Raw genomic sequence first — 11,792 nt, 5'->3', positions numbered from 1 at the left:
GAGATCTCGGGAAGTGGCTAAGCAAGCTAAAAGTTGTAAAAACAACTTTTTTTGAAGTTAAATTAAGGTGTCAAAATGATACAAGAATTAGTAAAAAAATTTAAAGGGCCTTTTATTTGGGCGACCGTTTTCAGCGCCCTGAGTTCGATATTAAGCATTTCCCTTATTACCTTAGTTAATGAAGGGGTTAATGCCGCTTCCGAAGATGATCTCAGGGGCCTGGCGGGGATATTTCTACTGGCCCTGCTTGGCATGCTGGCCATAGGTTTCTTGTCTCAGTGGTTGCTGGCTCAACTGGGCACTTCTTTGGTGTATAAAATCCGTTTGATTTTGCTTAAGCGGGTACTGGGTGTTAATTATGAAAACCTGGAGCGTATTGGTGGCCACAGGGTGCTTGCAACCGTAACCACAGATGTCGCCAGCATTGCGGAATCTTTGTCGATTATTCCTATTTTTGCCGTGAATTTTGCCACTATTTTAGGCTGTTTCACTTATCTGGGGTATTTGTCTTTTCCTCTGTTTTTAGTTTTGTTTACTATTTTATTCCTGGGAGCGGGATTATCTACGATGATCATGCGCAAGGGGGAAAAATGCTTTACCGAATTAAGGGAGCAAGAGGACGGTTTGTTCAATACCTTTAAAACCCTGGTGGACGGCAGTAAAGAATTAAATATCAACCAGCACCGCCGGGATTTTTTCTATAAGGATTTAGCCACCCCTAATCTGGATCAGGTCAAAAGTGCGGAAATGAGCGCCAACTTTTTTTGGATCCTTAACCAGAACTGGGCGGGCTCGGTATTGTTTCTTGGCCTGGGCTTGCTGGTTTATATCGGTAGTCTTGTTGTTAAGGTACCCCATGAGGTATTAACCAGTTTCGTGCTGTTTATGACCTATTTGATGGGGCCGATAGGTTTTGTGATGCGCTCTTTTTCTTCGGTTTTCAAAGGTAAGGTGGCTTATCAAAAAATTCAGTCGTTAAATTTATTCGAGCATGAGCAAGTTGAACAAAGAAATGCTGCGCAGGAAAGGTTAACGGACTGGCAGACGCTTACTGCTAAAGGGCTGTGCTACAGCTACCGACAAGAGCAGGAAACGCCTTTCTCCATCGGGCCGATAGATTTTAGCGTGTCTCAGGGAGAAGTGGTTTATATTCGCGGTTCAAACGGCAGCGGTAAGTCAACTTTTGCCAAAGTATTGGTGGGCTTATACCAGGCTCAAAAAGGAGAGCTACGGCTGGGGAATAAGCGCATAGATAAAGATAATATCCAGTGGTACCGCAATCATTTTTCCACGATATTTTCCGATTTTTACTTGTTTGAACATATTTTGGATAAGCACGGTGCCTTGGTCGAACAGGCAGAAGTACAGGCACACCTGGAAAAACTGCAGATGGCGGATAAAGTTTCGGTCAGGGATGGCAAGTTGACCATGACCACTTTATCCCAGGGGCAGCGTAAGCGCCTGGCAATGATACTGGCTTATGCCGAAGATGCCGCCATTTACCTGTTTGATGAATGGGCGGCGGATCAGGACCCTTATTTCCGCGATTATTTTTACCGGGAACTGTTGCCCGAGCTTAAGGGCAGAGGAAAAACCGTGATTGTTATCAGTCATGATGACAGGTATTTCCATTTGGCGGATCGCATGTATCAGTTTGATAGCGGTACGGCGGTATTGGAAAACCAGGAGCAACCTCAGGAGCAATTTGCTTAATAGCTGCGGGTGTTAATTTGGGCTGGTCCTCTAGTTTTATTGTTAACAGGGCTGGCCTTAGTTGTTTTGGTTTAAGAGTTTATCAATTAGCCTCGATATGGCTGTATAGGCAGGGGATTGCGAAATAAGGACATTAAGCCTAAAGATAAATGGATAGTGAATAATCTATTTATCTTAGATAGCCTTATTGTATTCAGAAGAAAAATAAAGCTAAATAAGCAGCATTAAGGACGCGCTAACCGCGCGCCAATGTGCTGGGCTTGATTGTTGCTAAAGGATTATCGTGAATTACTCTAGGATTATATTATTTTCTATCGGCATTTATTTATTATTGGTACTCGTAACAGCGGGTGCCACAGTTGCCGTCGGTGCAGGTGAAGTTACCCAGAGTATGCCATTCATTGTGACTCTAGAAATTCTGGGTTTTATTTTGTTGCTACTTATGTATATTTATCTTGCTTATAAACAAGTATTTAAACCCTATCTACATGCGATTTATATTACAGCGCTTTATTGGTGCATTAGTTTAGGGGCAGGTGTTTTAATGGATGTTTTCCTAGGAATAATTTTTGTGCCGCTGGCATTTGTATTTCCAGTATTGCTAAATGTGATAGCGGTTTTATTGGGGACGCTTCTTGGTATTCAATTACGGCAAAAGAGAGGTTTTAGAGCAAACGGAATATAACAAGTTACTATGTTATGGAAAACTTCCGCTGTGTTCCAATTTTCCGAAATATGAATGTTATGTGCTCTTGGAGATTTAACGACATTAATAAATTTTTAGAATATTTTGTTATTCCAATCGTAGGCTTTTTGCTGTTAGGTACTCTTTGGCATTGTACATAAATGATTATCAGCGTTGGTCTTTGGCTGTGTCAGCTGTATTCGTTTTGTATACTTCAGAGCATATGTTTAACTTTATAAACAGGTCTAAAAGTAAAGTCGCAAAAATTGTGGCGGGCACTATTTTTCATCAACTGTTTTCTTGGCTGATTCTTATGGTCATTATTTTCATCATTTGCTTGGGTGTATCAAGCACTTAACAAATGACTTTATTGTTAACTCTAACTTTTAAGCACTTAATTTAATTTGTTTATCGTAAAGAGAATTACACTTACTCCCTATTTAGTTAAAGTTTGCCGGGTTTGAGCTCCCGAAGTTTTCTGGTCACAGTTGATTTGCTAAACCCTTGCAGTAGGGTATTTTTGATGATGATCACCGGCAGGCTTCGTAAATGTTTCGCTTTGAGTAATCTGGCAGCCGCCGGATCTTTTCCTATATCCACGGCTTTAAATGCTACCTTCTGCTGCTGCAAAAATGCCATTAGCTCAGTGCAGGCATCACACCAGCTGGCGGTATAAACCACTACAGGAAGGTCATCAGTAACACCAAAGGAGCTGTAGTTGCCATAGGTTCCCCTGGCATGGATACGTTCATCGGCCTGGGCGTTATAGCTCCATAGCGTTATCAAGGCTATAGCGGTAAGGTATAAGGAGGAATTTACCAAGCTTTTGTTCATGGCATATCACCTGAAACAAGCAATGTCATTAGTATATATGCTAAGAGCTATTTGTGTTTTGCCTTCCCCTCAATATCGGTGTCTTGTTTGTGGATGGAGCAATGTTTAACCAGGTGCTGCTTCGAATTAGCCGCTGATATAAAGAGGTGCTTAATGGTTTCTTTGTTGAAGGCACGCCCGCAGGTTATAGCGGGCGATATTGTCTAGGTTTTTGCTGTTTAGCTGCGTGCCAGAGTCGGGTATAAATGTAACAGGCAACCTCTGCCGGCAAAAGTCAGCCGATAGGTAGGTTCGTGTTTATCTCCCGGGGCATTGGTTTGCTCTAAAATGCCTTTCTCGATTAAAAAATCCAGCATAGTCGTGGAAAGTTCGCCGAGTTTGGCTTTGGCGGAAATATCCATTTTGGTGGCAACACCCTTAAAGGAATATAAGGCGCGCATGACCATAGCTTCGGCATCCGACAAGGTCGGAATTGGGCCGGTATAATGAGGATATTGATCTTTGGGAAACTTACCGCAGATGCGCTTGTAAGATTCCTGGATTGCCCTGACGTCTGTGTCTTTATCGCCGGTGAGTTCATAGGAGTGAAATACGCCGGATTCTTTGTTGATGAAGTCGACTTTTGCCAGGAAAATCGGCAAGCCGCAATCCTGGGCAACATGGTAAAAGCCGGTTTTCCATTTTGTTACCGGGCCGCGGGTGCCTTCCGGGGTGAACAGGAAAAACACTCTTTGCTCCTTATGGCGTTCAACAAATTCCTTGATCAGTTTCACTTGCCCCTGGCCGCCGGCAGAGCGGTTGATGGGGATAGCCCCCAGCCACATAATAATACTGCCGACAACAGGCATCTTGCACCAGCTGTCCTTGATGGAAAAATAGATCTTCACATCGCATAAGATCGCCGCCGCCAGGGCATAAATAAAATCCCAGTTGGAAGTATGGGGAGCGGCAATGGTAATACCGGCACCGTTTGGCGCAGAGGGCGTGGTTTTCCAGCCGGATAATTTAAACCAGAGGCGAAAGATGAATTTCAATATGTATTTGACAAAAAAACCGTCAAAGATGGTTTTGTCACGAATTTTAAGGGTACTGCTAGCCATAAAAAATTGTATAACCTAAAGAGATCAGACCAATGAACTTGCTTACTATAACATATAAAAAGCCGGTCGCTGTCAGATATAAATCAAACGCGGGTCTAATAAAGGTTAAAAGCCGTGTATTTGCGGTGATGATGAAAGAAATTATCAGGGAAAATCAAGGATTAGCTAGAATAGTGGTTTATTAATAAAAAGAATAGTGAAAAAAAGCTGCCTGTCGTTACACCTTAGCTATTGCTTAGGAAAACATTGACAGGCAGTGTAACATACTAAAATTATACTCTGCTTAAATATAAAATCAGATTCGTTAACAAAGTCGGGAAACTATTTGAATACCGTCAGCTATATCTCGTTGTGGTATTCGCTGTACTCTTCTTTAGATAAGCGACCATTTTTGTCCTTATCCCATTTTTCAAAAGTCATCGCCAGCACCGAATCAGCACCTGCTTCATCCAGGGTGACAAAACCATTTTTATCATGGTCTAAGGCGGCAAACTTTTTGTGGCTGTCCATGGCATATACCTTGGCGGTCAGTAATAACGCCGTTAACAGAAAAAATGATCTGGTTATTTTCATGGTATGCTCCGTATATGTTTTTCAAATCCGCTTATCCAGCGGATTCATCGTCCTGCTAACAGCTTTATGAAGCTTGGATATAGGCGGTGTATTCTTCCTTGGATAACTGGCCGTCCCGGTCCTTATCCCACTGCTTGAAGTTATTGGTAAGCTCGGTATCGCCGCTGGCTTCGCCCATGGAAATCATACCGTTTTTGTCACTATCAAGCTGGCTGAAGTTGTCTTTAGCCTGAGTGGCGTTGGCCGCTGTTGTTAGTGAAAATGCTGCTGTTGCCAGTGATAAGGTCATGAATAATTTTATTGCTTTCATATCTACTCCTGAATGTTTTATCTATTTTGCCGGGTGTTGCTTTCCCGGTGATAAGCCGTTTGCTGTAAAACTTGTCAGTGTCATCACAAGTTATTGATGCTGCCGATATTTTCAAGTTCAGCGTCCGGTTACTCAGGTATATATCAATATCGGTGCCAGAAATAATTAATTCTTAATAATCAGTTGTTTATGTGATTATGTGCTGTTTTCACCCTGAAAGTCAGGGTAAAAGCTGTCGCTATATGACAACAGGTTTTACTGTTGTCTGTTTAAGTCTTTATTTTTCAGTGTGTTACGGTGTTTCTTTTTGACGACATCCAGCTACAGGCCGCTATTTTTCGGTGGCTGAGCTGAGTTTTTTCACTCTTGTTTTTACCGGGGACTTATTCTCGACCGCGGAGCATGAATCCTAAATTTGCGGCAATAGAGGCGGGGTTTCGCTGAGTTTTAACGGGATTTGTCTGGCATCTTATCCGTCAGTGACCGCCCGGGGTTTAGCCCGGGTTATATCGCGGGAAGATATGAAACCTGCCGGTCAGTTTTTTCATTGAACGAGAGAAGGAAAGCGAAGGTGAGTGACTTTAATAAAGAAACCTTTTTACAACAGTTGTCCGATGTCCAGTTTTCATCAGATGTGCAAAATAGCTGGAATAGCCTGGAATCAGGCGTACTGGAGCATGCCAGGTTAATCCATCAAAAGCGGGTCGACAATTGTCAGCCGGGCTCAGCCTTTAACGACTGGTGGTTAAGTTGTTGTCAGTTGTTGGCGCCACGGCAAGTGGTGATTAAAGGCTTGGACTTTGAAGGTAAGGAAGGCGGCGAATATATCGAGTTATTCAATAACGGCCCTTTGATCCTGGATTTGGCCGGTTGGCGCATCAATGCCGGCAGTGAAGGCCAGGATATGATTTTCCCCGAAAATACCCTGTGTTACCCGGGAAAAAGCCTGCGTATCTACACAGATAAAGCGGGGGAGTTAAGTTTTAATTCCAAGCAGGCGGTATGGAACAACCGAGGTGATGCCGCCTTCTTATTCGATGCTTCAGGAGAGCTGGTTTCCAGCTGGCGATATGGTGTTAAAGCCCATGACGCGATAGAGATCACCAATATCTGTTTTGACGGCAAAGAAAAATACACCGAGGCAGACGAGTACGCCGAGCTGGCTAATTTAAGCAGCGGCTGGCTTGATTTAAGCGGCTGGCAGCTTAGTGCCGGTAAAGATCAGAATTTTACTTTCCCCGAAGGCGCGGTGTTAAAACCCAATGCCAAGATCCGGGTTTACACTAACCATGTTGATCAGGAAAGCGGCGGTTTCTCTTTTAACAGCCCCAGGGCCATCTGGAACAATAAGGGCGATATCGGCAAATTGTCCGATTATAAAGGCAATATTGTCCGCGAATACCGCTATGGTGCGCACAAGTAAAGCGCAGTCCGCCTGCCGTTATTTGGGCAGGCGGAAATTCCCGGCAGCATCAGACAGCGGAAATAAATATGCATAAGAAAAACAGTGAGCCTCTTTACGCCATTTCTCCCGAAATTGAACAAGTGATACATGATGGCCAGAAACTGCTCAGTTATATTGCCAGGTGCGGCAATACCCGATTAGACCCCGAAGTGACTGAAGTTATTATTAATGCCAAACATCAGCTGGGTAAAAAAGAATGGAGCTCGGCAGACGAAACATTATTTTTAGTTAATTATGACAAACTGGCGGAAGTGGTTTATCCGGTAACGGTGGAGAGCCTGGATGCTATTTTACCGGAAAAAATGCCGAGCCAAACCCCGGAGGGGGAAAAGAAGAAAACTATGTCCGGCCACTCGGGCAAACGCCCTGTCACCCGGGCTGAAGCAGCCGTTGCCTGGTATCGGCGCTATACCCTGGTGGCTTTGATTTTGTTGCTATTGACACAAGTTTATCATCTGTTCGGCAAAGATCTCAGTACTAACCTGCACGATATTTTTAGCGAGAGAGAAACTAATCAGGCGGCATTAAGCAAGCTTGAAACCGGCAGCCAGGAAGCCGGTGTATTAGCCGATAAGGTAGAGCGTCTCAACCAGCAGCTCGATGCCAACTACAAGCTTTTGATGATCTGGAATCAGATCTGGTCGCTGGGGGGCACGTTCAGCGATAGCCTGCCACGTTATTTCCAGAGCAAATATGAACTGACAAAAAAATCCCTGTCCCGCGATCCCGAAGCGAACGGCGACAAACTCGATACCCTGGAATTAGAGCGCAGCCTGCACCAGGCCCGCATTTTGTTTTTTGAAAACATCCTGGCCGCCGATGCCATTTTACAGGTGTTGCAGGGATATATTTTACCCTTGATGTATGGTCTGCTCGGCGCTTTTATTTTTGTGTTGCGCAGCCTGATGCGGGAAATCAAGGCCCTGACCTATACCTTTAGCAGTGAAATAAAATACCGGCTTCGCCTGACCTTAGGCGCCTTGGGGGGCATGGTGATCGGCTGGTTCCTTAAACCGGAAGAAGCCAATGCCTTAGCCTCGCTGTCGCCGATGGCGCTGGCATTTTTGATGGGTTATAACGTTGACGTACTCTTTTCCCTGATGGATAAGGTGATTGGCAATATTAAGCAATCTATCGGCAAGCCAGATAGCGGTCAATCAGCTGGTCCTCAGCCTGCTTCAATCCAGGCGGCAGGGGCTAAGAGCAGCCAGACAAACGGTTAAGTTTATTGTATTTATCAGGTTTTCAGTGCAAGGAGTATGGCTTTGGCCGGTCATACTCCTTTTTTATTTTTATGTTCTAGCTATTACTTTTAGCTGATATAGGGGCTTTTGCAGAGAAAATGTCATACCGGCAAATCTCTGATCTGCTCCTGTTTGAGTTCCCGCTTTTTCCCCGAGTTTCCCGTTATTGCCAACCCTACAATAACTAAAAATTTCCCAGAAAAGAGAAAATACATGGATCTTGCCGCCAAAGCCGCTCAGGCCAGCCAGGCCCCTCAGATTAGCCAGGGTAAACCGGGTAGTGAAAACGATTTTTGGCTTTCGGTAGAGCATGAGTGCCAGGCCATGGTGAAACATGCTTTTGCCAAAGGTCTTAAGGTACCGGTAAAAGTAACCAAAGCCCTTCACCAGCAAAGCCTTAACCCTCAGGATGAAGGCAGGGCCGAGCAACTGACCCAGATCCACAACCAGCTTGCCGAGCTGGTATCACCGGCGAAACCCGTCACTATTATGCTGATGGCAAAAGAAACGGAGAAAGCCTCGCTGTTTTTGTTTCTCGGACGGGTGCCGCTGATCCGTAAAATGATGATGGTGGCGATCTTATCCCTGGTGGTGCTGATAGCCCTGAGCCTGTCCAGCTATATCAATAATGAAAACATGGTGACCAGCATGTTTGATATGGAGGGCACCCGCCTCTTGTTTGTGCAGGCGATTCTACTGGCCTCCGCCGCTATCGGTGCTTCTTTTGCCGCCTTGTTTAAAGCCAATTCTTATGTGACCGCAGGTTGTTACGATCCTAAATATGAAAGCTCCTATTGGGTGCGCTTTGTGGTCGGGCTGATCGCCGGCATTATTTTGACCCAGTTGATCCCCCTTAACCTCGACAGTGTTGCCCGCGCCGCAGGAGGCGCCATGGGCAATGTTAATGTCGACGGGCAAGATGAGACTTCCGGTGTCAGTCATGCGGCTTTACGTATTTCCATGGCGCTGGTGGGGGGCTTTTCCGCCAACCTGGTGTACACCATTTTAGACCGCACGGTAGAAACCATAGCTTCTTTTGTTTCCCCGGCAACAAGCGAAGATCCGCAAGAGTTGAAGCAGGCGTTAGTCAATCAGTTTAATCAGGAAAAAATCCAGCTGATCTCTGAGCTCAGTGCCGAATTAAGCAAGATACAGCAACAGGTGCTGGCGAATGAAGAGATCAGTCACAGTCAAATACAGCAGCTGCTTAGTCAATATCAGCTGTTTTTAACCTCAAATGAAAGGACCCTTTAATGAACAAAACCTATCACCCGAATAAGGCTTTATGGCTGCTGCTGGCGATGACTTTTTTATTGTCCGGCTGTGCGCTGCAGTTGGTGTCTGACTATGATGAAAAATCCCTGGAGAGTATGGAGCGTGTTGCGCAAAAGGTTAACCGTTTTTATCTCGGGCTCAGTTATCAGTCTAAAGAAAAGCGCCTTTTTAAAGCCAGCCATTCAGCTTACCTGAATATTGAAGCCGATCTTGAAGCGTTGAAAAACCGTCAGATGATCCGCCCCATGAATGAATTGACCCTGAAACAGGTGGAGATCACCCTCAAGTTGTGGCGGGAAGACAGACTACGCCATAAGACGGCGGATAGTTTGTCGGACTTTTTAATCAAGCGCCGCAAGGACCAGTATCAAAGGTTATTTTTGGCGATGATAAAAGGGGAAGAAGCCAAACAAAAGGTCACTGCTGACGGGAAAAAAATATAACGGCTTTATGATGCCTGACACCAGCACAAAAACCAAATAAGGAAAGAGCATGAGTATAGATATTAGCAAGGTATTTAAAGATATGGCGAACATAGCCGGACAAAGTTTACAGGGGGAAGGCGTTGAGCTTGGCGATGAGTTTCGTTCGGCTCTGGAAAGGAATAAGGCATCTATTGCTGAGTTGGTAGAAGCCCGTACTTTTGGCGATATCAACCAGGAAGATTTTGATGTGGAAATAGCCCGGGAAAAAGAGGTATTACAGGCCGAGCTAATCGGATTGGAAATTGCCGGAAAGGCGGCGGTGCAAAAAGCCGTGAACAGTGCGATGAATGTATTATCGTCGGCGGTTTCCGCCGCGTTGTAACTTCAAACTAACTGCCTTAATCCGCGAGGTTTTAAGGCAGCTAACTTCAAACAGTACCGCAGGGACGCCGGTCATTTTATTCTTGGGTGAACAAAAAATGGCAGCAGAGCAGAACAAGGGCGGTAAAACTCGTTCCCGATTTTTTTCTTTCAATATCAAAACCGTGCGTACTAAGTTGCTGATGGCGGCCCTGGTGCCTTTTGTTGCCATTTTGATTTTGTTTACCAGTACTTTATATATCCTTGATGAAATTAACCGGGCCGTTGACCGTATGTACCAAAAGCGGATAGTACCGACGGAAAGCCTGAAAGTGATCGCTGATAATTATGCGGTGCGGGTTATCGATGCGGTAAATAAGGCCAATGCCGGTATTTTTACCGCAGAGCAGGCCTTGATGCAGATAAACCAGGCCAAACACCTGATTGCGCAAAAGTGGCAAGACTATCTTGATTCCGGGTTAAGCGGCCGGGAAGTGCAGCTGGCCAATGAAGCGAATGTGTTATTCACCCGCGCCAACAGAGCGATTGAAGCTATCGAGAAAAAACTGGCGTCCTTTTTTGGCGGGGTTAAAGGTGGGCTAGACGATATCGACGGCCCCTTGTATGAAGATATTGACCCCATCAGCGATAAAATCAGTGAATTGATCCAGTTGCAGCTTGAGCTTGCCGGTCAGGAGCGTGAGCATATCGAGCTTTGGTATCGGGAGTCTGTTGCCGCTTTTGTTATCGGCGGCATTATTATTCTGGTGTTGTTATTGGCCTTAAGGTTGATGATCAGTCGGTCTGTGATTGTCCCGCTAAGTGCTTTGCGCAGCACCATGGAACAAATCTCCCGCCATTCGGATTTGACGTTCACCACTAAGATTAGCAGCCGGGATGAAATTGGTGCTATGGCATCTGCTTTTGAATCTATGCTTTTGAAAATCAGCAAGTTAATTCTTGATATCACTTCAGCGACCGAGCAAATAGCCACCGCGGCGGAAGAAATGTCGGCGGTGAGTATGCAGACCAATGAAAATACAAGGCAGCAACAAACACAAACCGGGCAGGCAGCCTCGGCTATCAGCGAAATGTCGGTGTCGGTGCAGCAGGTCTGTCAGCATGCCACAGACACCAATGAAGCGAGCTTAAGCGCCAACGCTCAGGCACAAAACGGTTACCGGGTGGTACAGCAAACCGTCTCGGGAATTGATGCGCTGGCGGCGATAGTACAGCAGGCATCCGAGGCGGTGCATAAGGTTGAGCAGGATACCCAAAGCATAGGGCTAGTGCTTGAGGTGATCAAAGGCATTGCCGATCAAACCAATTTATTGGCGTTAAATGCCGCCATCGAAGCCGCCCGTGCCGGCGACTCCGGGCGGGGCTTTGCCGTGGTGGCAAATGAAGTCAGGGATCTGGCACAGAAAACCCAGCAATCCACAGAAGAAATCCAGCAAGTGATCGAACGTCTGCAATTTGGCAGTCAATATGTAGTTAAAATCATGGATAAGGGAGAAGCCAGCGCCCGGGAAAGTGCCAATCAGGCACAACAAACCAGCCGGGCATTAACCGAGATCAGCCAGTCGGTGGCACAGATCACCCAGATGAACGGCCAGATAGTCACCGCCGCCAAAGAGCAAAGCCAGGCCTCGGAGCATATCAACGAGCATATTTGCCTGATCAATGAGCTTACCGGGGAGACTTCCCGCGGCGCCGAACAAGTCGAGCAGGCGAGTTTGGATTTATCCCGCCTGGCCTGCGACTTACGCGCCATGGTCAATATTTTTAAGGTCAGTTAAGGCAAGTCT

Annotated in this window: 12 protein-coding genes; 8 read left to right on the top strand and 4 right to left on the bottom strand. The window is 45.7% G+C overall.

What is annotated here, in order from left to right:
* The first annotated feature begins 75 nt into the window (after positions 1–75).
* Together SG35_RS22890 and SG35_RS22885 are read left to right on the top strand one after the other, a co-directional pair.
* Complete coding sequence (locus SG35_RS22890; protein ID WP_044830441.1) at positions 76–1,713, top strand: cyclic peptide export ABC transporter; 1,638 nt, start codon at positions 76–78, stop codon at positions 1,711–1,713.
* Positions 1,714–1,996: 283 nt separating this feature from the next.
* Positions 1,997–2,398 carry a hypothetical protein gene (locus SG35_RS22885; RefSeq protein WP_236702495.1) on the top strand — a complete coding sequence of 134 codons (402 nt, stop codon included), beginning with the start codon at positions 1,997–1,999 and terminating at the stop codon, positions 2,396–2,398.
* A gap of 444 nt (positions 2,399–2,842) precedes the next feature.
* Here SG35_RS22885 and SG35_RS22880 read toward each other — a convergent pair whose 3' ends face one another.
* From SG35_RS22880 to SG35_RS22865, 4 genes are all read right to left on the bottom strand, one after another.
* Positions 2,843–3,232, bottom strand: coding sequence for a glutaredoxin family protein (locus SG35_RS22880; RefSeq protein WP_044830440.1), 390 nt, complete (start codon positions 3,230–3,232; stop codon positions 2,843–2,845).
* A gap of 218 nt (positions 3,233–3,450) precedes the next feature.
* The gene (locus SG35_RS22875) at positions 3,451–4,332 is read right to left on the bottom strand and encodes a 1-acyl-sn-glycerol-3-phosphate acyltransferase (protein ID WP_044830439.1); all 882 of its coding nucleotides are present in this window, start codon (positions 4,330–4,332) and stop codon (positions 3,451–3,453) included.
* A 339-nt stretch (positions 4,333–4,671) separates the two neighbouring features.
* Complete coding sequence (locus tag SG35_RS22870; RefSeq protein WP_044830438.1) at positions 4,672–4,905, bottom strand: EF-hand domain-containing protein; 234 nt, start codon at positions 4,903–4,905, stop codon at positions 4,672–4,674.
* 64 nt (positions 4,906–4,969) lie between these two features.
* Entirely contained in the window at positions 4,970–5,215 is a 246-nt protein-coding gene (locus SG35_RS22865) for an EF-hand domain-containing protein (RefSeq protein WP_044830437.1), read from the bottom strand.
* Positions 5,216–5,786: 571 nt separating this feature from the next.
* Between SG35_RS22865 and SG35_RS22860 the strand changes: the two genes are divergently transcribed.
* The 6 genes from SG35_RS22860 to SG35_RS22835 all read left to right on the top strand — a co-directional run bounded on the left by SG35_RS22860 (position 5,787) and on the right by SG35_RS22835 (position 11,783).
* Positions 5,787–6,638, top strand: coding sequence for a lamin tail domain-containing protein (locus SG35_RS22860; protein ID WP_053042726.1), 852 nt, complete (start codon positions 5,787–5,789; stop codon positions 6,636–6,638).
* A 68-nt stretch (positions 6,639–6,706) separates the two neighbouring features.
* Positions 6,707–7,903, top strand: coding sequence for a hypothetical protein (locus SG35_RS22855; protein WP_053042725.1), 1,197 nt, complete (start codon positions 6,707–6,709; stop codon positions 7,901–7,903).
* 234 nt (positions 7,904–8,137) lie between these two features.
* Positions 8,138–9,178 carry a hypothetical protein gene (locus SG35_RS22850; RefSeq protein ID WP_044830436.1) on the top strand — a complete coding sequence of 347 codons (1,041 nt, stop codon included), beginning with the start codon at positions 8,138–8,140 and terminating at the stop codon, positions 9,176–9,178.
* Positions 9,178–9,642: a hypothetical protein gene (locus tag SG35_RS22845; protein ID WP_044830435.1), complete on the top strand. Its 465-nt coding sequence runs from the start codon at positions 9,178–9,180 to the stop codon at positions 9,640–9,642. Before SG35_RS22850 ends, SG35_RS22845 begins: the two co-directional genes overlap by 1 nt.
* Before the next feature lie 49 nt (positions 9,643–9,691).
* Entirely contained in the window at positions 9,692–10,006 is a 315-nt protein-coding gene (locus SG35_RS22840) for a hypothetical protein (protein WP_053042724.1), read from the top strand.
* Positions 10,007–10,103: 97 nt separating this feature from the next.
* Positions 10,104–11,783 (top strand): methyl-accepting chemotaxis protein, encoded by a 1,680-nt coding sequence (locus tag SG35_RS22835; protein ID WP_044830434.1) that lies wholly within the window; start codon positions 10,104–10,106, stop codon positions 11,781–11,783.
* Positions 11,784–11,792: the final 9 nt, after the last annotated feature.

The organism is Thalassomonas actiniarum (assembly GCF_000948975.2).
GTDB lineage: Bacteria > Pseudomonadota > Gammaproteobacteria > Enterobacterales > Alteromonadaceae > Thalassomonas > Thalassomonas actiniarum.
Note: the sequence above shows the minus strand (reverse complement) of the source record. Positions and strands in the feature narration are given on the sequence as shown.